The 25,533-nt window shown below is 55.2% G+C and carries 25 protein-coding genes and 1 riboswitch; of the genes, 14 read left to right on the forward strand and 11 right to left on the reverse strand.

Going from position 1 to position 25,533, the window contains the following annotated elements:
* Positions 1-65 precede the first annotated feature (65 nt).
* From DD597_RS10810 to DD597_RS10825, 4 genes are all read left to right on the forward strand, one after another.
* Positions 66-647 carry an NAD(P)H-dependent oxidoreductase gene (locus tag DD597_RS10810; protein ID WP_032607911.1) on the forward strand — a complete coding sequence of 194 codons (582 nt, stop codon included), beginning with the start codon at positions 66-68 and terminating at the stop codon, positions 645-647.
* 30 nt (positions 648-677) lie between these two features.
* Entirely contained in the window at positions 678-992 is a 315-nt protein-coding gene (locus DD597_RS10815) for a putative quinol monooxygenase (RefSeq protein WP_003862506.1), read from the forward strand.
* Positions 993-1,144: 152 nt separating this feature from the next.
* Positions 1,145-1,585: a peptidoglycan-binding protein LysM gene (gene lysM / locus DD597_RS10820; protein WP_003862507.1), complete on the forward strand. Its 441-nt coding sequence runs from the start codon at positions 1,145-1,147 to the stop codon at positions 1,583-1,585.
* 39 nt (positions 1,586-1,624) lie between these two features.
* Positions 1,625-2,152: a hypothetical protein gene (locus DD597_RS10825; protein ID WP_032607912.1), complete on the forward strand. Its 528-nt coding sequence runs from the start codon at positions 1,625-1,627 to the stop codon at positions 2,150-2,152.
* Between the two features lie 12 nt (positions 2,153-2,164).
* On the opposite strand, the gene DD597_RS10830 is transcribed toward DD597_RS10825, so the two are convergent.
* From DD597_RS10830 to DD597_RS10840, 3 genes are read right to left on the reverse strand one after another with little or no spacing between them, the layout of a single operon-like run.
* Positions 2,165-3,352 (reverse strand): glycoside hydrolase family 88 protein, encoded by a 1,188-nt coding sequence (locus DD597_RS10830; protein ID WP_129256175.1) that lies wholly within the window; start codon positions 3,350-3,352, stop codon positions 2,165-2,167.
* 28 nt (positions 3,353-3,380) lie between these two features.
* Positions 3,381-4,646, reverse strand: coding sequence for an oligosaccharide MFS transporter (locus tag DD597_RS10835; protein WP_129256176.1), 1,266 nt, complete (start codon positions 4,644-4,646; stop codon positions 3,381-3,383).
* A gap of 31 nt (positions 4,647-4,677) precedes the next feature.
* Positions 4,678-6,492 carry a DUF2264 domain-containing protein gene (locus DD597_RS10840; RefSeq protein WP_129256177.1) on the reverse strand — a complete coding sequence of 605 codons (1,815 nt, stop codon included), beginning with the start codon at positions 6,490-6,492 and terminating at the stop codon, positions 4,678-4,680.
* Positions 6,493-6,658: 166 nt separating this feature from the next.
* Here DD597_RS10840 and DD597_RS10845 point away from each other — a divergent pair, with 166 nt between their 5' ends.
* On the forward strand, positions 6,659-7,495 hold the full coding sequence (locus tag DD597_RS10845) for an AraC family transcriptional regulator (RefSeq protein WP_129256178.1): 837 nt from the start codon (positions 6,659-6,661) through the stop codon (positions 7,493-7,495).
* A gap of 101 nt (positions 7,496-7,596) precedes the next feature.
* Here DD597_RS10845 and parE read toward each other — a convergent pair whose 3' ends face one another.
* From parE to nudF, 5 genes are read right to left on the reverse strand one after another with little or no spacing between them, the layout of a single operon-like run.
* On the reverse strand, positions 7,597-9,489 hold the full coding sequence (parE, locus tag DD597_RS10850; protein WP_003862513.1) for a DNA topoisomerase IV subunit B: 1,893 nt from the start codon (positions 9,487-9,489) through the stop codon (positions 7,597-7,599).
* Positions 9,490-9,517: 28 nt separating this feature from the next.
* The gene (gene yqiA / locus DD597_RS10855; RefSeq protein WP_023314863.1) at positions 9,518-10,099 is read right to left on the reverse strand and encodes an esterase YqiA; all 582 of its coding nucleotides are present in this window, start codon (positions 10,097-10,099) and stop codon (positions 9,518-9,520) included.
* Positions 10,099-10,926 (reverse strand): 3',5'-cyclic-AMP phosphodiesterase, encoded by an 828-nt coding sequence (gene cpdA / locus DD597_RS10860; RefSeq protein ID WP_023314864.1) that lies wholly within the window; start codon positions 10,924-10,926, stop codon positions 10,099-10,101. Before cpdA ends, yqiA begins: the two co-directional genes overlap by 1 nt.
* A 27-nt stretch (positions 10,927-10,953) precedes the next feature.
* Positions 10,954-11,376: a DUF1249 family protein gene (locus tag DD597_RS10865; RefSeq protein ID WP_003862516.1), complete on the reverse strand. Its 423-nt coding sequence runs from the start codon at positions 11,374-11,376 to the stop codon at positions 10,954-10,956.
* Positions 11,373-12,005, reverse strand: a complete 633-nt coding sequence (gene nudF, locus DD597_RS10870) for an ADP-ribose diphosphatase (RefSeq protein WP_003862517.1) — start codon at positions 12,003-12,005, stop codon at positions 11,373-11,375. Before nudF ends, DD597_RS10865 begins: the two co-directional genes overlap by 4 nt.
* A 203-nt stretch (positions 12,006-12,208) precedes the next feature.
* Between nudF and tolC the strand changes: the two genes are divergently transcribed.
* From tolC to DD597_RS10885, 3 genes are all read left to right on the forward strand, one after another.
* Entirely contained in the window at positions 12,209-13,687 is a 1,479-nt protein-coding gene (gene tolC / locus DD597_RS10875) for an outer membrane channel protein TolC (RefSeq protein WP_129256179.1), read from the forward strand.
* Positions 13,688-13,877: 190 nt separating this feature from the next.
* A complete protein-coding gene (locus tag DD597_RS10880) occupies positions 13,878-14,543 on the forward strand; it encodes a DUF1190 family protein (RefSeq protein WP_003862522.1) in 666 nt (221 codons plus the stop codon).
* Positions 14,544-14,545: 2 nt separating this feature from the next.
* A complete protein-coding gene (locus DD597_RS10885) occupies positions 14,546-15,706 on the forward strand; it encodes a glutathionylspermidine synthase family protein (RefSeq protein ID WP_023314866.1) in 1,161 nt (386 codons plus the stop codon).
* 82 nt (positions 15,707-15,788) lie between these two features.
* Here the strand turns inward: DD597_RS10885 and ygiD are convergent, their stop codons facing one another.
* Complete coding sequence (gene ygiD, locus DD597_RS10890; RefSeq protein ID WP_003862526.1) at positions 15,789-16,577, reverse strand: 4,5-DOPA dioxygenase extradiol; 789 nt, start codon at positions 16,575-16,577, stop codon at positions 15,789-15,791.
* A 130-nt stretch (positions 16,578-16,707) separates the two neighbouring features.
* Here ygiD and zupT point away from each other — a divergent pair, with 130 nt between their 5' ends.
* The 5 genes from zupT (at position 16,708) to DD597_RS10915 (ending at position 22,646) form a co-directional block, all read left to right on the forward strand.
* Positions 16,708-17,481 carry a zinc transporter ZupT gene (zupT, locus tag DD597_RS10895; RefSeq protein ID WP_003862527.1) on the forward strand — a complete coding sequence of 258 codons (774 nt, stop codon included), beginning with the start codon at positions 16,708-16,710 and terminating at the stop codon, positions 17,479-17,481.
* A 267-nt stretch (positions 17,482-17,748) separates the two neighbouring features.
* Positions 17,749-18,309 carry a fimbrial protein gene (locus DD597_RS10900; protein WP_003862529.1) on the forward strand — a complete coding sequence of 187 codons (561 nt, stop codon included), beginning with the start codon at positions 17,749-17,751 and terminating at the stop codon, positions 18,307-18,309.
* 76 nt (positions 18,310-18,385) lie between these two features.
* The gene (locus DD597_RS10905) at positions 18,386-20,830 is read left to right on the forward strand and encodes a fimbria/pilus outer membrane usher protein (protein WP_129256191.1); all 2,445 of its coding nucleotides are present in this window, start codon (positions 18,386-18,388) and stop codon (positions 20,828-20,830) included.
* Positions 20,831-20,839: 9 nt separating this feature from the next.
* On the forward strand, positions 20,840-21,601 hold the full coding sequence (locus DD597_RS10910) for a molecular chaperone (RefSeq protein WP_129256180.1): 762 nt from the start codon (positions 20,840-20,842) through the stop codon (positions 21,599-21,601).
* Complete coding sequence (locus tag DD597_RS10915; protein ID WP_003862536.1) at positions 21,585-22,646, forward strand: fimbrial protein; 1,062 nt, start codon at positions 21,585-21,587, stop codon at positions 22,644-22,646. Before DD597_RS10910 ends, DD597_RS10915 begins: the two co-directional genes overlap by 17 nt.
* Before the next feature lie 44 nt (positions 22,647-22,690).
* On the opposite strand, the gene ribB is transcribed toward DD597_RS10915, so the two are convergent.
* On the reverse strand, positions 22,691-23,344 hold the full coding sequence (ribB, locus tag DD597_RS10920) for a 3,4-dihydroxy-2-butanone-4-phosphate synthase (protein ID WP_003862538.1): 654 nt from the start codon (positions 23,342-23,344) through the stop codon (positions 22,691-22,693).
* Positions 23,345-23,449: 105 nt separating this feature from the next.
* A riboswitch (FMN riboswitch) is annotated at positions 23,450-23,600 on the reverse strand.
* A gap of 120 nt (positions 23,601-23,720) precedes the next feature.
* Between ribB and ubiK the strand changes: the two genes are divergently transcribed.
* Positions 23,721-24,017 (forward strand): ubiquinone biosynthesis accessory factor UbiK, encoded by a 297-nt coding sequence (gene ubiK, locus DD597_RS10925; protein WP_003862539.1) that lies wholly within the window; start codon positions 23,721-23,723, stop codon positions 24,015-24,017.
* 77 nt (positions 24,018-24,094) lie between these two features.
* On the opposite strand, the gene hldE is transcribed toward ubiK, so the two are convergent.
* Positions 24,095-25,525 (reverse strand): bifunctional D-glycero-beta-D-manno-heptose-7-phosphate kinase/D-glycero-beta-D-manno-heptose 1-phosphate adenylyltransferase HldE, encoded by a 1,431-nt coding sequence (hldE, locus tag DD597_RS10930; protein ID WP_003862540.1) that lies wholly within the window; start codon positions 25,523-25,525, stop codon positions 24,095-24,097.
* Positions 25,526-25,533 lie beyond the last annotated feature (8 nt).

Raw genomic sequence — 25,533 nt, forward strand, 5'->3', positions numbered from 1 at the left:
CTTATTTTTCCGCTCCGTCCTCGCGCGTAGAATACCCGGCATACTCTCATCATCGAGGACAAATAATGAGCAACATTCTGATTATCAACGGCGCGAAAGAATTTGCGCACTCTAAAGGCCAGCTGAATGACACCCTGACCGAGGTCGCGGATGGTTTCCTGCGCGACGCCGGACATGATGTTAAGGTCGTGCGCGCGGACAGCGATTACGACGTGAAGGCCGAAGTGCAGAACTTCCTGTGGGCCGACGTGGTGATCTGGCAGATGCCGGGCTGGTGGATGGGCGCACCGTGGACCGTGAAAAAATACATGGACGATGTGTTTACCGAAGGTCACGGTTCGCTGTATGCCAGCGACGGCCGCACCCGTTCAGATGCGTCTAAAAAATACGGTTCCGGCGGTCTGATTCAGGGCAAAAAATATATGCTCTCCCTGACCTGGAACGCGCCGCTGGAAGCGTTCACCGAGAAAGATCAGTTCTTCGAAGGCGTGGGCGTAGACGGCGCGTATCTGCCGTTCCACAAGGCGAATCAGTTCCTGGGTATGGAGCCGCTGCCGACCTTTATCGTCAACGACGTAATTAAAATGCCGGACGTCCCGCGCTATATCGCAGAATATCGCAAGCATCTCGCGGAAATTTTTGCTTAACTGGTAGCCTGGAATTAGAAGGAGTTAATTATGCTTACCGTTATTGCTGAAATCCGTACGCGTCCTGGCCAACATCACCGCCAGGCAGTACTGGATGAGTTCGCGAAGATCATCCCGACCGTACTGAAAGAAGAAGGCTGCCACGGCTACGCGCCGATGGTAGACGCCGCCACCAGCGCAAGCTTCCAGGCGACCGCGCCAGACTCTATCATCATGGTGGAGCAGTGGGAAACCGTCGCGCACCTTGAAGCCCATTTGCAGACCGCGCATATGAAAGCGTGGAGCGACGCGGTGAAAGGGGACGTTCTGGAAACCCACATCCGTATTCTGGAGCAAGGGGTTTAAGTTCTGTGAAATTTGCCGGGTGGCACTACGTTTACCCGGCCTACAACTTTCCCCCGCAGGCCCGGTAAGCGTTAACGCCACCGGGCTTTTTTTATCACCTTACCGCTCAACTGCTATGCTTATTCTGACTTCATGTTTAACAGGAGGATGGAATGGGTCTTTTTAACTTCGTGAAAGAAGCAGGCGAAAAGCTTTGGGACAACCTGACCGATCATAAGGGTCAGAGCGACAAAATCACCGAGCACCTCAAGAAACTCAACATTCCCGGTTCCGATAAAGTTCAGGTTAACGTCACCGATGGCAAGGCCAGCGTAACGGGCGACGGGCTAACGCAGGAGCAGAAAGAAAAAATCCAGGTCGCCGTCGGCAACATCGCGGGCGTCAGCGAGGTGGAGAACAATATCACCGCGACAGACGCCAAAGATGAAGCAACCTACTATACGGTGAAATCCGGCGATACCCTGAGCGCCATCTCTAAAACCGTGTACGGCGATGCCAATCAGTACAACAAGATCTTTGAGGCGAACCGCCCGATGCTCTCCAGCCCGGATAAAATTTATCCCGGCCAGACGCTGCGTATTCCTAAGGCATAACGTCTGAGGCTATTGGTTCACGTCGCGCAGAGGAACAGCATGAAAATCGCTTGTCTTGGCTGGGGCTCGTTAATCTGGAAAAGCGGCGCGCTACCGGTAGCCGGTGAGTGGCAAACCGACGGGCCTTCTTTGCCCGTCGAGTTCTGTCGGGTCAGTGATGGCGGTGAACTGGCGACCGCCATCTGTATGAATGCCCCTGCCGTGCCGGTGCTTTGGGCATGGCTGGAGGCCACAACGTTGAGCGTGGCCTGCCGCGCTTTGCGTGAGCGCGAAGCCATTCCCGAGGATCGCTGCGATGGCATTGGCTCGTTGCTAATCACCGGACGCGACACGGGTATCCTGACAACATGGGCCAGGGAGAAAGGTATTGAAGCGATCATCTGGACCGGGCTTCCGCCGAGAAGCGCGTCGCAGGAAGGCAGGGTTCCTGCCGTGGACGAGGCCATCGCTTATCTCGACGGCCTCAGCGGACAGACCCGCAGCCATGCGCGGGACTATATTTGCCGCGTGCCTGCCCAGCTTGATACGCCCTACCGGCGCGCCATTAAAGAGGTGCTTGGGTGGTGATACCGCTGCCCGTTACCAGTACAGCTTCCAGCTCTGTGTGAAGCGCACCAGCGCCTCGACGTAGAAGTAATCGCCCCAGCTCGCGCACTCATCCACGCCTTTATTGCTCGCCAGGTGATACACAGAGTGCTTAAGCAGCCCGTTGCCCTTCTCTTCTTTACCCATCAGATAGTGCTTTGTCAGCGAGGACATAATCCCTTTCGCCCATTCGAGGTAACGTTCGCGATCCGGATCTGTGACCGGCAGATGTTTCACCAGCTCCAGCAGTCCACACACCGCAATTGCCGCCGAGGAAGAGTCACGCAGCGCGTCGGTGCCCACCAGCGCCAGATCCCAGTGGCAGACGTAGTCTTCCGGCAGGCGATTGAGGAAGTAGTTCGCCAGCCGTTTTGACAGAGCGATCATCGTCTCGTCGCCGGTATAGATATAGCTCAGCAGGAAACCGTAAATGCCCCAAGCCTGCCCGCGCGACCAGCAGGAGTCGTCGGCGTAGCCCTGCTGGGTGTTGCCGTAGCGCGGTGCGCCGGTTGCCACATCCATATAGTAGGTGTGGAAGGTGGAGGCATCGTCACGAATGAGATACGTCGCCGCCTGCATGACGTGCGCTTTTGCGGCGTCGGCAAAGCGCGGATCGCCCGTCTGCTCTGTTGCCCAGTAGAGCAGCGGCAGGTTCATGTTGCAGTCGATGATCATTCGCCCGGCCTGCTCCGGATCGGAGAGATCGCCCCACGCCTGGATGATCTTCGCCTTCTCGTGGAAGCGTTCCAGCAGGGCTTCCGCCGCCAGCAGCGAGAAGCCGCGCGCCTCGCGGTTTCCGGTCAGCCGCCACGCGGCTACGCAGGAGAGCGTGTAAAGGAAGCCTAAATCGTGGGTATTGGTGTCGTTGCGCCCGGCGATGCGCAGGCCAAACGAGCGCACGTGTTTTTCCGCCATCGCACGGAATTTTTCCTCGCCGCTCATCTCCCACGCCAGCCACAGCTGCCCGGTCCAGAAGCTGGTGGTCCACTCCACGTTGTCAGTCAGCGGATAAAAACCGTTCTGGCAGGTTTCCGCCGGGAATTTGTCGCCGAACTCCGTTAAATGACGGCTAATCAGGTCCAGAACGTGGCTGCGCGCCGAATTCAGTTCATCGCTGAATGTGCGGGAGTCAACGGGCGCAGCGATAACAGGCAGACGTTCTTCTTTGATACGACTTAACATATTTCGGTTCCTTCTTTGACGGCGTAATTTATCGTGTTGACGTTTCTGCTACATTCAGCGCACGAGCCCCGCGCCATTTGCTCTGACAGGCGGATAACGTAAAAGCAGAAATAAGGGTAAAGGTCAGCGCCGTTGCGCCCATGATGATATAGGTGTGCTCAAAGCCAATACGGTCATACATATAGCCGGCAGGGGAAGAGACCACCACGTTGCCAACGTAGAGCATCGCCTGATAGCCGAGTAAATACATGGTGGCATTGACGCGCTTGTCGAAATGCTCGGCGATATATTTAAATACCGACACCAGCAGGAGACAAATTTCCAGACCGTACAGCGGCTTAAGCACTGAAATTAACAGGTGAGAATCACACATGCCGGAAATAATCAGACGCGCCCCGACCACCAGCCCGACAATTAATAGCCCGCGTTTGGCGCCAATAAAGTTCACAAACAGCGGGATCACCATATACATGACGAACTCCATGCCCGACTGCACGGTCCCGAGATAACCGAATACCGCGTTGCCCTGGTGAATATCGTCGAAGAAGGTGACGAAATAGCGCGAGAACTGCTGCTCGGCGATAAACATCATCCACGCCACGCCCGCCACGTACAGGCAGAAGGCCCAGAATTTGCGGTTTCGCAGCAGGGCGTAAACGTCTGACGGGGCGATTTTCTCTTTCGTCAGCACCTCGCCCGCGTGAATGGAGTTAGTGTTCACTTTCAGGCTCAGCAGGACGATCAGCATCAACACCGACGCCACGCTGCCGAGAATAAAGTTATACGCCGGTGAGAGGTTGAACAGCAGGCCGGAGAAAGATGACGCCACCGCCCAGCCGAGCGATCCCCACATACGGATCTGCCCGAACTCCATGCCGTTTAAGCGGCTAAAGCGGTCAGAATACGATTCGCACGCCGCCACACCCGCGTACCAGGCAAAGCTTAAATAGAGCGCGCCGATAATAATCCCGAGCAGGGTATTAGACATTAACAGCGGCTGGTAAACATAAATAAAGAATGGCGCCATCAGGGCCGACATGATCACCACAAAATAGAGCAGATATTTGCTCATGCCGATCTTATCGAGAATATAGCCGTAGATCGGCTTGAGAATAACGGAGAATATTCCGTTCACCGCAAAGACGGTTCCAATCACCGATCCGCTCAGGTTGGCTTTCTGACCGAGCCAGATCGCCAGCAGACCAATACTGGCAGACCAGGTAAAGAAATAGAGAAAGATAAAGCTGCTGATTTTGTAATATTCAGTTCTGTTGGTTGTCGATGTGCTTTTCATATCATCCTCGCCGGGGTGTAGGGCCAGATTTTTATAATGTGAACGACAGCTTACGTTCGCTTCCGGGTTCGCTAATAACGACCCGGCTATGGGTTATATTCAGCTGCGGCGTCGCCGCAGCAGGCTGTCTTCCGCCAGCCAGGACGGCGCAACAGAGCCAGCTTTCCCCTTGCGGGAGGTCAGCTTTTAACAGCGGAATGGAGGCGCACTCCGCAAACATAATGCTGCTGTTCGGCGGCGTGACGATGCTGTCTGGCTGGCGCTGAATGATCGGCGAAAGATCGACAATGACGCTGCTGCCGTTTTCAGCCAACAGATAACAACCGCGTTCGCGCACCTGGTGGGCGGTTTTCATCACCGCAAAGCCGCCCTCGACGGTTTGCAGAGTGCGCGTGCTGTTGATACGGTGCAGGCGCAGGTGCCACTCCCCGAACGGGATCTGCCAGGTCGTAATCTGCACGTCGCGCCACGGCGACCAGCGCGAGAAAATGTAATTTTCATCCACCCGAACCTCTTCGCACTCGCGACGACCGCGGAAATAGTCATCTCCGTCCGCCAGCAGCAGCATGGAATCGCAGGCGGCATGCTTCAGGCCAAAACGCCCGCGCTCAAGGGTGAATCCGAAGCGGCTGGAGTAGGCAAATTTGGTGTATTTCGCTTCGGTGTTGACGTAGTTGTTCAGCTCCAGCTGACCAGCGGTAAGCATGACGACGTGCTGCGAATCTTTCGAATGCATCAGGATCTGCTGCGCATGCGGAATCACATGTTTTTCAGCAAGCGCGGGCAGCGGTTGTTCTTCCGCCTGCCAGAACGGGTGTGCTTCCGGCAGCGCCAGGATCAGATAGGTTTTCAGCGCCCAGTACGGTGAACCGGGGGAGTTGTAATCCTCGCACATCGCCAGGTTCGGATACGCAAACCCCAGGGTGAGAATGCCGTCGCGATCGACAATCGACTGCTGCTGCCACCAGCGCAGATGCCGCAGCACAATGCCTTTCACGATGCCCGGGGTGAAGACGTCCAGCTGGGAAAAAGCCACCGCGCTCCAGAAGGCAACCATGGCAAAGCGGTAGGTCAGGCTGCGGCCAAACGGCACCGAGGCGCCATCGGCGGCGGACCAGTAGATAAAGTCTTCCGCGAACAGACGCGAGCGCTCGCGCAGAACATTCGCCCTCGCCTCGTCGTCACTCAGGGTGGCGTAAATCAGGCCGTAGAAATGGAAAGCCATGGAGATGTAGTAATCTTTCGGGCGGCCGGGACCGTCGGAATACCAGCCGTCGCCGAGGTAGTAGGCGTCCATCAGCGCAAAGCGGTGGTCAATGGCGGCCTGATCGTACGGCAGGCCGGCGCGCTTAAAGCCTAGCTGAACCATGATGGCAAAATAGTTCCAGTTGCTGTCCGGCATCTGCGCGTCGGTGATTTGGTTGAGCCACGCGTGCAGGTTCATCACCTCGCGACCGGTAAAGTGCGCGGTGAGTTTATCTCCCAGCAGAGCGAGCCCCAGACCGTAGGCCGCCATCTCCACCAGACGCTGATCGTACGGGCCGGTTTCACCCCAGTAACCGCTGCTTTGCGGGTCGGTACCAAGCTTAATGGCAGTAAGGTACTTCTCGCTGAACGGCGTGCTTTCGCCGGACGCCATCAGCGGAAACAGCCCCCACAGCGCGCGGGAAAGTCCCTCCATCTGCGCAATATCTGCTGTGTAATGGGCGCAGGTGTCGCCCAGCGGGAATCGTGAACGGTTCGCCGGAAATTGCGTGTCCAGCGCCTGTAAAAGTGCATTCAACGACGCCACTACCTCCTGGCGTGAAGACAACGGATTTGATTTTTCTTTGTTTGCCGCCCACATCGGTTCGCCCTCGTAATCAACTGCGGCAAAGCATAGTGAATCCGCAAGGTGCAGAAATGTTAGCCGTGTCACAGGCATGAACGATGAATAAACCTCCAGTTGAGAAAATTTAAAAAGGTGGTTTATAAAGACGATCAGACGGGAAAAAGTTGAGTTTTATTGCACTATGCACGACACGCCGACAACCGACCTTCTGGAACTGATCGCCCTGAACGATACCGTGGCCTCGTTCAGCCGCCTGTTTGCCAATACGGTGCGCTACCATCACTGGCATCAGTGTCTGGAGATCCTCTATGTGGAAGAGGGCTTTGGCGTGGCGATTGTCGATAATCGTCACAACACCATGCGCCCCGGACGACTGTTTTTCTTCCCGCCTTTTACGCTGCACAAGGTCATGGTGGACGAACAGGCGGAGGCAATTTACCGCCGCACCATTATTCATCTCGACCAGCACGCGGTGCTGAAGATCCTGCGGGATTTTCCCCAGACCCGGCAGCGCCTGGAGCGGCTGTCACGCCGTGGCGGCGAAGCGTGGGTCGCCGATTTAGCCCACTGTCACCACCATATCGACCATCTGTTTAGCTGCTATAAACCGCCGATGAACGGCGAGAGCATCGCCAGCCTGCTGATCGGCCTGTTCGCGATGCTGCCCGACGATCGCGACGGCGAGCCGGGCAACAGCCAGGGGATCGCCAGCCAGGTCATGATCTGGCTCGACGAGCATTATCAGGAGAAATTTCGTCTGGATGCGCTGGCTGCAGAGCTGGGTAAATCGCGCAGTTACGTATCGCGAAGATTCCATGCGGAAACAGGCGAAAAAATTCACGACTACCTGAACACGCTAAGGTTGCGTAAGGCGTGCGAGTGTTTACTCCACACTGATTCGAGCGTGCGTGACATTGCCGCACAGGCGGGATTTTCCGACGTGACGTGGTTTATCAGCGCGTTTAAAAAGGGGATTGGCGAGACGCCGTTGCAGTACCGGAAAAACCATTCATCGTGATGAGCTGCATTTCTTGTCCGGCGGCGCTACGCTTGCACGGGCCTACGGGTTAAGTAGGCCGGGTAAGGCGCAGCCGCCACCCGGCAAAAAGACAGCGTGTATCAGGCCTCTATATCCGCCATGTCGCCTTTCTCCTGTAGCCAGTTACGTCGATCTTCAGAACGTTTCTTGGCCAGCAGCATGTCCATCACGGCGTTAGTTTGCTGTTCATCTTCATCGCTGATGGTCAGCTGCACCAGACGGCGGGTATTCGGATCCAGCGTGGTTTCACGCAGCTGCATCGGGTTCATCTCACCCAGCCCCTTAAAGCGCTGAACGTTCGGTTTGCCCTTCTTGCGCTTAAGCTGTTCCAGCACGCCCGCTTTCTCTTCTTCCGTCAGTGCATAGTAAACTTCTTTGCCGAGGTCGATTCGGTACAGCGGCGGCAGCGCCACGTGGACGTGACCGTTTTTCACCAGCGCGCGGAAATGCTTCACAAACAGCGCACAGAGCAGCGTGGCGATGTGCAGGCCATCGGAGTCCGCATCCGCGAGAATGCAGATCTTGCCGTAGCGCAACTGGCTCAGATCGTCGCTGTCCGGATCGATACCGATCGCAACCGAGATGTCGTGTACTTCCTGCGAGGCCAGCACTTCATCAGACGAGACCTCCCAGGTGTTGAGGATCTTACCCTTGAGCGGCATTATCGCCTGATATTCACGATCCCGCGCCTGCTTGGCCGATCCGCCTGCCGAGTCTCCTTCCACCAGGAACAGCTCGGTGCGGTTGAGATCCTGCGCGGTACAGTCCGCCAGCTTGCCCGGCAGCGCGGGGCCGCTGGTCAGCTTTTTACGCACCACTTTCTTCGCCGCGCGCAGACGACGCTGGGCACTGGAGATCGCCATTTCAGCCAGCATTTCCGCGGCCTGAACGTTCTGGTTCAGCCACAGGGTAAAGGCATCTTTCACCACGCCGGAGACGAACGCCGCACACTGGCGTGACGACAGGCGCTCTTTAGTCTGACCGGCAAACTGCGGATCCTGCATTTTCACGGAAAGCACGTAGGCGCAGCGATCCCAGATATCTTCCGCCGACAGCTTCACGCCGCGCGGCAGAATGTTGCGGTATTCGCAGAACTCGCGCATCGCATCCAGCAGCCCCTGACGCAGGCCGTTGACGTGGGTCCCGCCGAGCATAGTGGGGATCAGGTTAACGTAGCTTTCGGTCAGCAGCTCGCCGCCTTCCGGCAGCCATAGCAGCGCCCAGTCCACCGCTTCAGTATCGCCTTCGAAATTCCCGACGAACGGTTTTTCCGGCAGGGTTGGCAGGCCGTTAACCGCTTCGCACAGGTAGTCGTTCAGACCATCGGCGTAGCACCAGGTTTGTTCGGTATTATTAACGTGGTCTTTAAAGGTGATTTCCACGCCCGGGCACAGCACCGCTTTGGCTTTCAGCAGGTGCGTCAGGCGGGAAACAGAAAAGCGTGGGCTGTCGAAGAAGCTTTCGTCAGGCCAGAAGTGGACGCTGGTGCCGGTGTTGCGTTTACCGCACGTCCCGACGACCTGCAAATCCTGCACTTTTTCGCCGTTTTCAAACGCGATGTTATACACCTGGCCGTCGCGACGGACGTTCACTTCCACGCGCTTTGACAGGGCGTTAACCACGGAGATCCCCACGCCGTGCAAGCCGCCGGAGAACTGGTAGTTTTTGTTGGAGAACTTACCGCCCGCGTGCAGACGACAGAGGATCAGCTCAACGGCGGGAACACCCTCTTCCGGGTGGATATCTACCGGCATGCCGCGGCCGTCGTCGATGACTTCCAGCGACTGATCGGCGTGCAGGATAACGTCCACGCGTTTGGCATGGCCTGCCAGCGCTTCGTCCACACTGTTATCAATTACTTCCTGGCCCAGGTGGTTTGGGCGCGTCGTATCGGTGTACATCCCCGGGCGGCGGCGAACCGGCTCAAGCCCGGTGAGTACCTCAATGGCATCAGCGTTATAGGTTTGCGTCATGATTTAAGCTAGCAATTCGCATTGATTGTCAGTGGCTGTGCAGTCCAAGAAAATCGACAATCTGGGTGAAATGATCTTCAAAGCCCGTGAAAGCATGGTTACCGCCCTCTTCTACAGTCTGGCGGCAGGATGCGTAATACGCCACTGCCTGGCGGTAATCCAGCACTTCATCTCCCGTCTGTTGCAGCAGCCAGATAAGATCGGGCGCTTCAAGCGGGTCGACCTGCATAACTTTGAGATCGTAAATATGGCGTGACTCTAGCACATATTGTTGGCCGGTGTAGGGGTTCTCGTTTTCGCCAAGAAAGTCCCTTAACAGCTCAAATGGCCGGACCGCCGGGTTGACGACGACAGCGGGCAACATAAAGCACTGCGACAGCCAGGTGGCGTAGTAGCCGCCGAGCGACGACCCGACAACGCCAAACGATTCGCCGCCGTGTTCCAGCACTAGCGATTCCAGCATCTCTGCCGCATCCGCCGGATAAGGGGGCAACTGCGGAATAATCATCTCCACGTGGGGATGATGCGCGCTCAGCCACTGGCGAAGCTGCGTCGCTTTCGCCGAACGCGGTGAGCTGTTAAACCCATGCAGATAGAGAAGCGTCGACATCAATAGCCTTCCGAAGCGGTATCCGGGCGGAATTGTGCCCCGGCCAGACGGCAAACTTCGGTGGTCAGCGAGCCATCGGCATGCAGCTCCAGCCAGCGCCAGCCCGGTGCGATGGTATCCAGCGTAAAGTTGGCGCAGTGCGGCTTAAACTGCACGCAGGTAGAGGGCGTCGCGAGCAGACGTCGACCGTTCCAGTCGAGATCCTGTTCCTGGTGAATATGACCGCACAGCAAATTTTTTACGCGCGGGAATTTCGCCAGCACGCCGTCCAGCGCCGCAGAGTTGCGTAAGCTGTGCTGATCGAGCCAGCTACAGCCCGCCGGCAGCGGGTGATGATGCAGTAACAGCAACGTATTGCGATTCGGTTCGGCGGCCAGTTTTGTCTCCAGCCAGTCAAGCTGATAGTCGCTCAACTCACCGTGCGGAACGCCAAACACCTGACTGTCGAGGAGCAGAATTTGCCACTGGTCCCCCGCAAAGACACATTTTGCCGGTGAAATCCCCGCATCCTGAAGCGAACTGTACATCGCGGGCTGAAAATCGTGATTGCCCGGCAGCCAGACGCAAGGCACGCTAAAGCTCGCAATCCCTTCAGCAAAATGCTGATAGGCTGCGGAGGATTGATCCTGCGCCAGATCGCCCGTCGCGACGATCAGATCGCATGGCCGCTTTTCAGCATGGATCGCGTCAAGAACCGCCTGATAACTCTCCCAGGTGTTCACGCCCAGAAGCGTCTCATGCTTTTCGGCAAAAAGGTGGGTGTCGGTGATTTGTAATATCCTGACTGGCGCCCCACCAGCAACAGTCAGGTTCAACAGGCTTTCCAAATGGTGTCCTTAGGTAGGTTTATGACGCTAACAAACCGGAATCGCCATTGCTCCATGTGCTAAACAATATCTTAGCCAGTCGGCTAAAAACTGGTTAATTTGATGCTTTTCGTCGCGTTGATGCAACTTTTTATTCGGATAATCATACCGCGCTTTAAAGCGAAAGATCTGCTGGCTTGAACACACTTCAGCGACCATCGCGTCATGATAAAGACGTACCGTCATCGACGGCAGGCTCCAGTAGCTGATGCTCGGCGCCGTTTGCTCAATCTCCACCAGCGTAGTGTAGCGCGTTGATTCTGTTATCGTTAACCGATACTGCGCGTTGCTCACCTGATAGCTCACCGTTTCGCCGGGCGCGTCGTTTCGCGGCAGCAGGCGGCGCAGCTGGGCGAAATTGGTTTCGCACAGGCGCATCATTTCTGGGAAGTCAGGTGTATAACGCTTCATTTTTTCCACTCGTGTCGTAATGTCTGATAATGCAGCTGTAGCCATTGCAGAGCGATGACAGACGCTGCGTTGTCGATTTTCCCCTCTTCTACCCACTGGTAAGCCAGCTCCCGACTCACCACATGAACCCGAATATCTTCGTTTTCATCTGCCAGACCATGGATCCCTTCCGCTGTCGTGGCGTCCACTTCGCCCACCATAATAGATGAACGTTCCGTTGTCCCACCCGGGCTTGCCAGGTAGCTCAACACCGGCTTCGTCCGGCCAACCACCAGGCCCGCCTCTTCCAGCGCCTCGCGGCGAGCGACGTCTTCGACCGACTCACCTTCTTCGATCATCCCGGCCACCATCTCCAGCAACCACGGCGTTTCGCTGGTATCATAAGCCGCAATACGCACCTGCTCGACCAGCACAACTTCGTCACGCACTGGGTCATAGGGTAGCAACACAGCCGCATGCCCGCGCTCAAAAATTTCGCGTTTGATTTCACCGCTCATCTCACCGTTAAACAGACGATGCCTGAAACGGTAAAGTTCCATTGAAAAAAAACCGCTATAAAGCGTTTCTCGTGCAATAATTTCTACATCGTTTTTGGCGAAGGTGACAGGCACGTTTTCTGGTTTTTGCATCGGTCGAGTCCTGGTAGCAATGGTGATGAAATTGTGAATTTCAAGGCTGTTTGGCTGCCGTTTGTATGGCTATATGGTAGATTGGAGCAAATTACCGCCAGATGGCACGTTACGCCAACCTTTTGGTGTGGATGATTCTGTTAGAATCGGCAATTATTTTTAATTAGATCAGCGCTAATACTGCTTCACAACAAGGAATGCAAATGAAGAAATTGCTCCCCATCCTTATCGGCCTGAGCCTGACGGGCTTCAGTGCAATGAGCCAGGCAGAGAACCTGTTACAGGTCTACCAGCAGGCACGTCTGGGCAACCCTGATTTACGTAAATCAGCGGCCGATCGTGATGCTGCGTTTGAAAAGATTAACGAAGCACGTAGTCCACTGCTGCCGCAGTTAGGCTTAGGTGCAGATTATACCTACACTAACGGTTTTCGCGATAATAACGGCATCAACTCGAATGCCACCAGCGCCTCTTTACAGTTAACGCAAACCCTGTTCGACATGTCCAAATGGCGTGAGCTGAGCTTGCAGGAAAAGAGCGCGGGCATCCAGGATGTGACCTATCAGACCGATCAGCAAACGCTGATCCTGAATACCGCGACCGCCTACTTCAACGTACTGAGCGCGATTGACGCCCTCTCCTACACCGAAGCGCAGAAACAGGCGATTTATCGTCAGTTAGATCAAACCACCCAGCGCTTCAACGTGGGCCTGGTCGCCATCACTGACGTACAGAACGCCCGTTCACAGTACGACACCGTACTGGCAAACGAAGTGACCGCACGTAACAACCTCGACAACGCGCTGGAATCACTGCGTCAGGTCACCGGTAACTACTATCCTGAGCTGGCCTCTCTGAACGTGGACAGCTTCAAAACAGACAAGCCGCAGGCGGTTAACGCCCTGCTGAAAGAGGCGGAAAACCGCAACCTGACCTTGCTGCAGGCACGCCTGAGCCAGGACCTGGCGCGCGAGCAGATCCGTCTTGCACAGGATGGTCACCTGCCAACCCTGAGCCTGAGCGCCTCTACCGGCGTATCGGATACCAGCTACAGCGGTTCTAAAACCAACACTGCCCAGTATGACGACAACAATATGGGCCAGAACAAAGTTGGCCTGAGCTTCTCTCTGCCGCTGTACCAGGGCGGGATGGTTAACTCTCAGGTTAAGCAGGCGCAGTACAACTTCGTAGGCGCGAGCGAGCAACTTGAAAGCGCGCACCGCAACGTGGTCCAGACCGTGCGTTCTTCCTTCAACAACGTGAACGCGTCCATCAGCAGCATCAACGCCTATAAACAGGCCGTTGTCTCTGCGCAAAGCTCTCTGGACGCGATGGAAGCGGGTTACTCCGTCGGTACGCGTACTATCGTTGATGTGTTAGACGCAACGACCACGCTGTACAACGCGAAACAGCAGCTCTCCAGTGCGCGTTACCAGTACTTGATCAACCAGCTGAACATCAAGCAGGCGCTGGGTACGCTGAACGAGCAGGATCTGCAAATGCTGAACAGCACGCTGGGCAAACCGGTTTCCACGTCGCCTGACAGCGTCGCGCCGGAAAATCCACAGCAGGATGCCGCCGTGGATAATTTCACCGCTAACAGCAGCGCCCCGGTTGCACAGCCAGCGGCAGCGCGTAGCACCTCACCTGCCAGCAGCGGCACGAATCCGTTCCGCAATTAAGCGTGTCATCAGGCCCACTGCGGCCTGATGCCCTCACCTCAGCCCTCTCCCACAGGGAGAGGGAGCACCATAATCCCCCCCGAACGTAAGCCAACGTAAAGATCCCCCGGATTTCGCCCCTCGTCGCTTCATTTTCAACCACTCATCCTCTATCCTGAGCGTTATTACCACTGGGTCCTGGAAGACAAATATGAAACGGACAAAAACGATGAATCACGCGTCGTTCCGCAAAAGCTGGAACGCACGCCACCTGACACCTGTCGCGCTGGCGGTCACCGCCGTCTTTATGCTGGCAGGCTGTGAGCAAAACGACGAAACGGTTTCGCTGTATCAAAACGCCGACGACTGCGCGAGCGCAACCGGTAAAGCCGCTGAGTGTACGACGGCGTATAACAACGCCCTGAAAGAAGCGGAACGTACCGCGCCGAAATATGCCTCACGCGAAGACTGTGTAGCCGAATTCGGTGAAGGCCAGTGCCAGCAGGCACCTGCTCAGGCGGGTATGGCACCGGAAAACCAGGCGCAGGCACAGTCCAGCGGCAGCTTCTGGATGCCGCTGATGGCGGGTTATATGATGGGCCGTTTGATGAGCGGCGGTGCGGGCTACCAGCAGCAGCCGCTGTTTAGCTCCAAAAACCCGAACAGCCCGGCCTACGGGAAATACACCGATGCCACCGGCAAGGGTTACGGTGCTGCAACGCCTGGCCGTACGATGACCGTACCGAAAACCGCAATGGCGCCGAAACCAGCCACCACCAGCACCATTACCCGTGGCGGCTTCGGTGAGTCTGTTGCCAAACAAACCACCATGCAGCGTAGTGCGACCGGCTCCTCAACTCGCTCAATGGGCGGCTGATCATGGAACGAGTCAGTATTGCCGAGCGCCCGGACTGGCGCGAAAAAGCCACCGAATACGGTTTCAACTTTCACACCATGTACGGCGAGCCGTACTGGTGTGAAGATGCTTACTATAAGCTCACGCTTGCTCAGGTCGAAAAGCTTGAAGAAGTGACCGCAGAGCTGCACCAGATGTGCCTGAAGGTGGTTGAGAAAGTCATCGACAGCGATGAGCTGATGACCAAATTCCGCATTCCGAAGCACACCTGGAGCTTTGTTCGTCAGTCCTGGAAAACGAACCAGCCTTCGCTCTACTCTCGCCTCGATCTGGCATGGGATGGCGTGGGTGAACCGAAGCTTTTAGAAAACAACGCAGATACGCCAACCTCCCTGTACGAAGCCGCGTTCTTCCAGTGGATCTGGCTGGAAGATCAGGCGAATGCCGGAAACTTGCCGGAAGGCAGCGATCAGTTCAACAGCCTTCAGGAAAAGCTGATTGAACGTTTCGTCGAACTGCGTGAACAGCACGGTTTCAACCTGTTGCACCTCGCCTGCTGCCGCGATACCGAAGAAGACCGCGGTACGGTTCAGTATTTGCAGGACTGCGCAGCCGAAGCGGAAGTGGCGACGGAATTTCTCTATATCGAAGATATCGGTTTAGGTGAAAAAGGTCAGTTTACGGACATGCAGGATCAGGTGATCAGCAACCTGTTCAAGCTCTATCCGTGGGAATACATGCTGCGGGAAATGTTCTCTACCAAACTGGAAGACGCTGGCGTGCGCTGGCTGGAACCAGCCTGGAAGAGCATTATCTCCAATAAAGCCCTGCTGCCGATGCTGTGGGAGATGTTCCCGAATCACCCGAACCTGCTGCCTGCTTATTTTGCCGAAGATGATTTCCCACCGATGGAGAAATACGTCGTTAAGCCAATCTTCTCTCGTGAAGGGGCAAACGTCTCGATTATCGAAAACGGTAAAACGCTGGAAGCAGTTGAAGGGCCGTACGGTGAAGAAGGGATGATCGTCCAGGCGTTTTATCAACTGCCGAAGTTTGGCGACAGCTATACGCTGATCGGCAGCTGGCTTATTAACGATCAGCCTGCCGGGATTGGCATTCGCGAAGATCGCGCGCTGATTACGCAGGATCTGTCGCGTTTCTACCCGCATATTTTCGTCGAGTAAGACTTGCCGGGTGGCGGCTTCACCTTACCCGGCCTACATGTCGAGCGTAGGCCCGGTAAGCGCAGCGTCACCGGGCATGTGTTTACCCCACCTGCACCGACAGCATACTCAAACTCCCCATCTCAATGCCGTCGACCGGGGTTGTAATAACCTCCTGACCGTCCCATGCGCCTAATACATACAGCAATGGCAAGAAGTGTTCCGGCGTCGGGTTAGAGAGCGAACCGCCATCGTGCTCCAGATAGTTCACCAAAGGGTGCCGTTCGACCGGCCCTTGCCAGGCCAGGTTGTCTTTTACATAGTCATTAAAGGCTGTTGCCCAGGGGTACGGCGTATTTTCACCGTGCCAGCGTACCGTACGCAGATTGTGTACCACGTTGCCACTGGCAATCAGCATGATGCCCTCATCACGAAGCGAAGCCAGCTTACGCCCCATCTCCATGTGCCAGGCAGCTGGTTTGGTGCTGTCGATACTCAGTTGTACCATCGGAATATCGGCATTCGGATACATTTTGATCAACACCCCCCATGAGCCATGGTCAAAGCCCCAGGCTTCTTTGTCCAGCGCAACCGGAACAGGGGCAAGCAGATCAACCAGCCGCTGCGCCAGCTCAGGGGAGCCCGGCGCAGGATAATGCGTGTCATACAGCGCCTGCGGAAAGCCGCCAAAATCATGAATCGTTTTTGGCGTTTCCATGGCCGTCACGCCGGTACCCCGGGTAAACCAGTGCGCAGAGACCACCACAATTGCCTTCGGACGCGGTAACGTCTCACCCAACTGACGCCAGGCGCGGGTATAGACGTTATCTTCCAGGACGTTCATTGGGCTGCCATGGCCTAAAAACAGTGCTGGCATACGAGAAGAAGACATGGTGATATCCTTAGAGGAGGTGTCAATGTGATAGGCCTACATTACGCGCATTCAGGTGAAGATGAACGCAGATAACCGTGAAGATCATCATCAGGAAATTTGAATGCCAGATATCGCTTAAGGAGAATGCATGTCAGTACCGTTGATTTTGACCATACTTGCGGGCGCCGCAACCTTTATCGGTGCGTTCCTCGGGGTACTCGGGCAAAAACCCTCTAATCGCCTGCTGGCCTTCTCGCTGGGTTTCGCCGCCGGGATCATGCTGCTTATCTCGCTGATGGAGATGCTGCCCGCCGCGCTTCACACCGAAGGGATGTCGCCTGTTCTGGGCTATGGCATGTTTATCATTGGCCTGCTGGGTTATTTTGCACTCGACCGTATTCTTCCTCACGCGCACCCGCAGGATTTAATGCAAAAAAGCGTTACCCCCGTTCCGGGAAATATCAAACGCACGGCCATTCTGCTGACGCTGGGTATCAGCCTGCATAACTTTCCGGAAGGTATCGCCACCTATGTCACGGCCAGCAGCAACCTGGAAATAGGTTTTGGTGTGGCGCTGGCCGTGGCTTTGCACAATATTCCTGAAGGACTTGCCGTTGCCGGGCCCGTTTATGCCGCCACGGGTTCAAAACGTACAGCTGTCTTTTGGGCAGGTATCTCCGGCATGGCTGAAATTCTCGGCGGCGTGCTGGCGTGGCTGATCCTCGGTAGCCTCGTATCCCCGGTTGTAATGGCTGCAATTATGGCTGCCGTGGCCGGGATTATGGTCGCGCTCTCTGTCGATGAGCTGATGCCGCTGGCAAAAGAGATCGATCCCAACAATAACCCAAGCTACGGCGTGCTGTGTGGAATGTCAGTGATGGGGATGAGCCTGGTTCTGCTGCAAACGGCAGGTATTGGCTAAGAATTAATGCCTCCGTTTTTATACGGAGGCTTTATATTATTCAAAAAAACAATCCTATATATTTTACATATAATAACCCACAAAATATAAATCTATTAAAACCCCGAAAAAAGAAGCCTCTTCAGATAGCCTGAAAATATTAATTAAAACCATCTAAAAATATATTTAAGTCACGTTAATCGCGTCTCCCCGCCCCAATCCGTATACTTTGCGAGTATTCTGAAATTAATATTCACATTACGAATCAATCTGAAAAAGGATATTTTCATGTATATGGGTAAAAAATTGCTGTTAGCGGCAGCTATGGCTGCCATTGTATCGGGTTCTGCGTTTGCTGATGATCAAGGCTCAGGCAAAATCAAATTCAAAGGCGTGGTTATTGACGCACCATGCAGCATCGCTCCAGACAGCGTTGATAAAGAAGTCGACCTGGGTGAAGTGACTACGGCCGTTATCAACGCCAACAAAAAATCCACGCCGGTTCCGGTCGATATCAATCTGGAAAACTGCCAGCTTGACGATCCGGCAGACGAAACCGACACGCCAATTACTAAAGTGGAAGTGACCTTTACCAGCGCAGCGACAGATGCGACGGATACCAGCCTGATGAGCAACACCTTTGCAAACGGTGCGCAGAACGTGGGCGTCCGTCTGCTGGATAACGCGGAAGGCAACATCACGCTTGGTCAGCCAAACGTGCTTGATCTGCTGGCGGGTTCAACCACCCAGACGCTGCATTTCAAAGCGGTTATGGAAGTCCCAACAGGTAAAACTGCGACGGCAGGCCAGGTTGAAGCCACGGCTAACTACGTCCTGATGTACAAATAATTCCGTTACGTCACGGTATCAGCCGACTGGCAATCCATGCCGGTCGGCACTCTTTATTTATTCGAGTAACAGGATGATGACATACAAAGTACAATGGATAATCATCATTGCGTCCCTGTTAATGACGATAGTTGCCTCTGCCACTGAATTTAATATAAACGCCATCGATAAAGATCAGCGCGGCAGCGTCGATTTATCACGTTTTAAAGATCAAATATCGGTTACGCCGGGAAGCTATTTCGTTACGGTTTCAGTTAATGATATTCCGCTGGCAAATGGCTGGCAGCTTCGCTGGCGAGAAATAAATAACGCAGTTCAGGTCTGTATTTCCCCCGAGCTGGCCGATACATTCGCATTGCAGGATGACGTTCGTCACGCTTTGCCGGAAAAAGAGGGATGCGTTGATTTCGCCACCAGACCAGACATCAAATTTATTTTTGAGCAAGGCAGCCAGACCCTGAAAGTAACGATCCCCCAGGCGTGGCTGCAATACCGTGCGGTTGACTGGATGCCGCCATCCACCTGGGACAACGGCGTGCCAGGCGTACTGCTGGATTACAATCTTTTTGCCAGCCATTATCAGCCCAATAGCAGCGGCAGCAATGACAACGCCAATACCTATGGTACCGCCGGTGCGAACATGGGCGCGTGGCGCCTGCGAAGCGATTACCAGTACACGCGAAGCGATACTGAAGCAGGCTCAGAGCAGAATGGCCGTTTTTCACGCGTGTATATGTTCCGCCCTCTGCCCTCGATCGGTGCGAAACTGACGCTGGGTGAAACGGATTTCCAGTCCTCCATTTTTGACGCCTTCACCTACACCGGCGCATCGCTAATCAGCGATGAACGTATGCTGCCATGGTCGCTGCGCGGCTATGCCCCACAGATTACCGGAATAGCACAAACCAACGCCACCGTGGCCGTAAGCCTTGCCGATCGCGTGATTTACCAGAGTAAAGTGCCACCAGGACCCTTTGTTATTCAGGATCTTAACCAGTCGGTTCAGGGCACGCTGGACGTCAAAGTCACGGAAGAAGACGGACGCGTCAACACCTTCCAGGTCTCGGCTGAATCCGTGCCGTTTTTAACGCGCAAGGGCCAGGTGCGCTATAAGCTCGCGGCGGGTAAAGCGCGCCAGGGCGCCTCCCATGATGTTGAAGATAATGCCTTCATGAGCGGCGAATTTTCCTGGGGCATGCTGTCGCACACCTCTCTGTATGGCGGCACGCTGGCCGATGGCGACCGTTATCGTTCCGTCGCTGCCGGGATCGGCCAGAATATGGCCTGGCTGGGGGCGCTCTCTTTTGACGTCACGCAGGCTACCAGCCAGCTGCCACACCAGCGCAGCCAGACGGGTTACAGCTATCGCATTAACTACAGCAAGCGTTTCGATACCACCGGCAGTCAGCTTACGCTCGCCAGCTACCGCTACTCAGACCCACAGTTTTTGAGCTACGCCCGCTACCTGGATTATGACAACGGTGACCGCCAGTCGGAAAAACAAACCCTGAGCGTGACGGCAAGCCAGTACATTTCAGCGTTATCCCTGAACCTGTACGTCAATATGCTGCGTCAGACATGGTGGAATGATTCATCCTCCACGACCGGCAGCATCACGGCGGGCTACAACTTTGATATAGGTCGCTGGAAGAATCTTGGCGTAACCCTGTCCTGGAGTAAAACGCATTACGAGGAGGAAGACGAAAATGACGATACTCAGTTTTATCTCTCGCTCAGCGTACCGCTCGATCCCGATCATCGACTTAACTATGACCTGCGTAACAGCGACACGCTGAGCCATAACGTGTCGTGGTATGACACGTCGGATCGCAATAATACCTGGGGCGTTTCCGCAGGTACGGAGAGCGGGAAGCCAGATTCCGGCGCGCAGGTCAGCGGGAATTATCAGCATTATTCTGCGTACGGCGATCTCAATCTCTCCGGCAGCTATAAAGCTAACGAATATAACTCCCTCAGCGCGAGCTGGAGCGGTTCCTTCACCTCAACGGCGAAAGGCGCCGCGCTGCACCGGCGCAGTTACGGTAATGAACCCCGCGTAATGGTCAGCACCGACGGGGTAGGCCATATCCCGCTGAACATGTCGCGCGATGAAACTAACCGTTTTGGCATCGGCGTTTTACCGTCATTCTCCAGCTATTCCCCCTCTAGCGTGCAGGTCAATATGAACAACCTTCCGGATGGCGTAGACGTGGACAACCGCGTCGTGACCTCAACCTGGACTGAGGGGGCCATTGGTTATCGTCAGATTGCCACGCGCGCAGGTCAGGACGTAACAGGCGTTTTGCGGATGTCGTCAGGAACACCACCACTCGGGGCGATTGTTCGCCTGGATGAAAGCAATTTACAGGTTGGGATGGTGGCCGATGAAGGCCGCGTCTGGCTCGGCGCCGTTGAGCCAGAACAGCAGTTTCGCGTGACATGGGGCGACAACCAACAGTGTCGCTTCTCGTTACCTTCTCACTTAGAAAACAGTATGCAGTTGATACTGCCGTGCCAGTAAGAAATCATCATGAAATTAACGCCGATTAAAAGCCTGTGCCTGATGCTGATCAGCACAACATTTACCGTCCACGCGGCCATTAACCTGGACCGCACGCGCATTGTTTTTCCAGAAAGCGACAAGGCCAGCAGCCTGAAAGTGGACAACCAGAGCAAGGCGCTGCCTTATCTGGCGCTCTCCTGGATTGAAGATGAAAAGGGGCAAAAAGAAGATGTGCACTTTATGGCGCTTCCCCCCATTCAACGTATCGAAGCGGGCGCCTCGTCGCAGGTAAGAATTGTTAAACAAGCCGCTACCCGCCAGTTGCCAAAAGACAGGGAATCGCTGTTTTATTTCAACCTGCGTGAAGTACCGCCTAAAAGCACCAGCGCCAGCGAGGAGCGCAGCGTGATGCAGGTTGCCATGCAGAGCCGAATTAAGCTCTTCTGGCGTCCGGAAGCGATTCGCAAAAAATCTGGCGAACTGACTGAAATGCGTATGGAAATTACCGCCAACGCGAAAGGGCTCACGGTCCACAACCCTACGCCGTACTACATCACGCTGGCGTGGCTGAGCAAAAATGCCAAAACCATGCTGCCGGGTTTTGACAGTCTGATGATTGCGCCTTTCGCCACGGCAACCGCCTCTACCGGCGATTACCACGGTAGTTATTACAGCATCGGCTACATCGACGATTACGGCGCACTGAAAAAAGTCGACGTACAGTGCACCGGAACGGTGCTATGTAAGCTTAACGAACGGAAAATCGATAAAGATGCGAAAGCTCACTAGTTTCCTGCTTACATTGCTGCTTACAACGCTGCCTTTGAAAGAAGCGCTGGCGCTCAACTGCTATCTGGGTGGATCTGGCGGCCCCGTCGAGGAGACAAAAACGATCTCCCCTTTTGCCATACCCAGCAACGCTCAGGTTGGCCAAAAAATATGGGAGTCTGATGACATTAAAATTCCGGTGACGTGTGACAATAACGTCACAAGCGGTTTCAAGCCGGAAGATGTTTTTGCCTGGGTAAACCCTTATCCTGCCGCAACCGATCCCTATTATGAACTGGGCGTCACCTATGAAGGCATAGATTACGATGCCACAGGCCAGCCCAACGGCGTGGATACCCGCCAGTGCCTGGACAACGATAACATCACCATTTACACCCCGGATCAAATCCGCCAGATGGGTTGGGAGAATCGCATCTGCTCTGGCAATCCGGATGATATCCACATTACGCGCACGTTCGTCGCCCGTTTACGACTTTTCGTGAGAATTAAGGCTATGCCGCCACATGGCTATGTCAGCTCGCTCAGCGATTACATCGTTGTGCAGTTTGACGGTAAGGGCGGCGTTAATCAGATGGCCGATGCGAAGAACCTTAAGTATCACATCAACGGACTGCAAAACATTACGGTGCTTGATTGCGGGGCGACGTTTACCATTTACCCTGAGAATCAGGAGATCGACTTTGGCACCTTCAGCGCGCGCGACATCGTGAATCAGCAGACGCGTTTGCGCACGTTTTCAATACGAACCACCAAAGTCCAGGATGCCCAGTGCTCGGATGGATTTAAGATGGACTCGTCGTTTTACACAACCGAAACGCTCAGCGCAGACGACACTGCGGTGCTGATAGGGAATGGGTTAAAACTGCGTATTCTTAACGGAACGGCCCCTTACACCTTCAACCAGTACAAAGAGTACGCCGATTTTACGGGCGATAAGATGAATGTTGAGCAAAACTACACAGCTGAACTTTCACGGGAAGAAGGAAAAGCGATTCAGTCCGGGCCGTTCGAAACCGTGGTACTGTTCAAAATTAACTACCACTAGAAACAAAAAAACCGGGTTTCCCCGGCTTTTTTACATCAGCATGTTCAGCTGGCTTTGCGCTCGTGCGCGCGGCGGTACTCAACCAGATCTTCAATCGTCACCACTGGCATATTGTGCAGACGCGCAAAGGTGATGCACTCCGGCGCACGCGCCATGGTGCCATCATCGTTGGTCAGTTCGCACAGCACGCCTGCGGGTTTGAAGCCAGCCAGCGTCACCAGATCGATGGTCGCTTCGGTATGACCACCACGGGTCAGCACGCCGCCCGGCTGCGCGCGCAGCGGGAAGACGTGACCAGGACGGTGCAGATCGGAAGGTTTCGCACCATCAGCAATCGCTGCACGCACGGTGGTCAGACGGTCAGCCGCCGACACACCGGTGGTTACGCCATGCGCCGCTTCAATGGTCACAGTGAAGCCAGTACCAAAGGCGCTGGTGTTGTTTTCAACCATCATCGGCAGATCAAGCTGCTGGCGACGGTCTTCGGTGATGCACAGGCATACGATGCCGCTACCGTGACGGATGGTCAGCGCCATCTGCTCAACGGTCATGTTCTCGGCGGCAAAAATCATGTCGCCTTCGTTTTCACGGTTTTCATCGTCAAGCACCATCACACCGCGGCCTTCGCGCAGGGCATCCAGTGCATGTTCAACACGTTGAGTTGAAGTGCCAAAAGAGGAAAGTAGCGTCTGATTCATGGTAAAAAAACCTCATTAACTTTATGGTTACCAGAATCAGGGCAGTCTTAGGAGCGCCGTACAAGCGGCAAAAAAATAACGTGAGCGGGCTTTGCCCGACTGGATCGTTACTCTCTCCCATCCGGACTCTAACCGTCGGCCCCGGAATTACACCGGATCTGCTGACCTTTGAGAATTCACCCAAAGCGCTCGCGGGCTTTCAGCGTTAAGCTGATTTACCGCCGGTGGGGAATTTCGCCCCGCCCTGAGAATAAGCGAGATAACTATAACGCTATTGATTACCCTGGGCAATGCATAAGCTTCAAACAATTTTGTTTAACCCGCGGCATGACACGCTACAATAGGCACTAACACCTTTTCATCAAGGGAAACGACAATGATTGACCCAAAGAAAATTGAGCAGATCGCGCGTCAGGTTCATGAGTCCATGCCGAAAGGTATTCGTGAGTTTGGTGATGACGTTGAGAAGAAAATCCGCCAGACGTTGCAGGCACAGTTGGTTCGCCTTGATTTAGTCAGCCGCGAAGAGTTTGACGTGCAGACGCAGGTGCTGCTGCGCACCCGCGAGAAGCTGGCGCTGCTGGAACAACGTTTGACCGAGCTGGAAAACCGCAATGCGCCGGAAGAAGTGAAGCCAGCGCCAGCTATTCCACCGGTGGATGACCAGGCATAAGTGCGGCCTGATGCCCTCACCCCAGCCCTCTCCCACAGGGAGAGGGTGAAAAACGAACGGGCCAACAGGCCCGTTTTTTACTGACTGTCTTTCTGGATCTTCTTAATGATGTTGGTGGTTGAACACCCGTCCTCAAAGTTGAGCACCATTACTTCACCACCATTCGCCCAGACCTCTTCGCTACCTGCGATTTGCTCTGGTTTGTAATCACCGCCCTTCACCAGCAGGTCAGGCAAAATTCCGGCAATCAGGCGCTGCGGGGTGTCTTCTTCAAATGAGACCACCCAGTCCACCGCTTCCAGCGCGCCGAGCACTATCATGCGCTGCTCCAGCGGGTTAACCGGACGCGTTTCACCCTTCAGACGTTTGGTTGAGGCATCGCTGTTGACCGCCACAATCAGGCGGTCGCCCAGCTTGCGCGCATTCGCCAGATACGACACGTGGCCCGCATGCAGGATGTCGAACACGCCGTTCGTCATCACCACTTTTTCACCGCGTTTGCGCGCGGCGGCAACGGCCACTTTCAGCTCGTCTTCGGTCATGACGCCAAAGCCGGTATCCGCACGCCCACGCACCGCGTTTTCCAGCTCAATTGGCGAAACGGTGGAGGTCCCGAGTTTACCGACGACCACGCCCGCCGCGGCGTTCGCGAAGTAGCATGCTTCTTCCAGGGAGTTACCCGCCGCCAGCGTCGCCGCCAGCACGCCAATCACCGTATCACCGGCACCGGTCACGTCGTACACTTCCTGCGCCTGGGTTGGCATATGCAGCGGCGCCTTGCCCGGTTGCAGCAGCGTCATGCCCTGCTCGGAACGGGTCACCAGCAGCGCAGACAGCTCGAAATCAGCGATGATTTTCATGCCGCGCTCAACCAGCTCTTCTTCAGTTTTGCACTTGCCCGCCACCGCTTCGAATTCAGAGAGGTTTGGCGTCAGCAGGGTTGCGCCGCGATAGCGCTCAAAATCGGTGCCTTTCGGGTCGATCAGCACCGGTACGCTGGCCTTACGCGCCAGCTGGATCATGGTCTGCACGCTCGCCAGCGCGCCTTTCGCGTAGTCGGACAGCACCAGCGCGCCAATATTGCCCAACGCCTGGTTAATGCGCTCGTGCAGCGGCTCGGGATCAACGCCTTCGAACCCTTCTTCAAAGTCGAGGCGGATTAGCTGCTGGTTACGCGACAGCACGCGAAGCTTGGTGATGGTTGGGTGGGTCGGAACAGAAACGAAGTCACACTTCACATTCACGTCCGCCAGCGACTTGCTCAGCGCACGCGCCGCATCGTCAATGCCGGTCAGGCCAACCAGACGCGAATGTGCGCCCAGAGAGGCTATGTTCATCGCCACGTTTGCCGCGCCACCGGGACGCTCTTCAATGGTGTCGACCTTTACCACCGGTACCGGTGCTTCCGGAGAGATGCGGCTGGTCGGCCCATACCAGTAGCGATCCAGCATCACATCACCGACAACCATAACTCCAGCACGTTCAAACTCTGGCAGTGTTACTTTCATTCCTGACT

Origin of the sequence: Enterobacter cloacae complex sp. 677-3DZ2D5B (genome assembly GCF_004136695.1) — a bacterium.
In the GTDB taxonomy this organism is placed as follows: domain Bacteria; phylum Pseudomonadota; class Gammaproteobacteria; order Enterobacterales; family Enterobacteriaceae; genus Enterobacter; species Enterobacter hormaechei_C.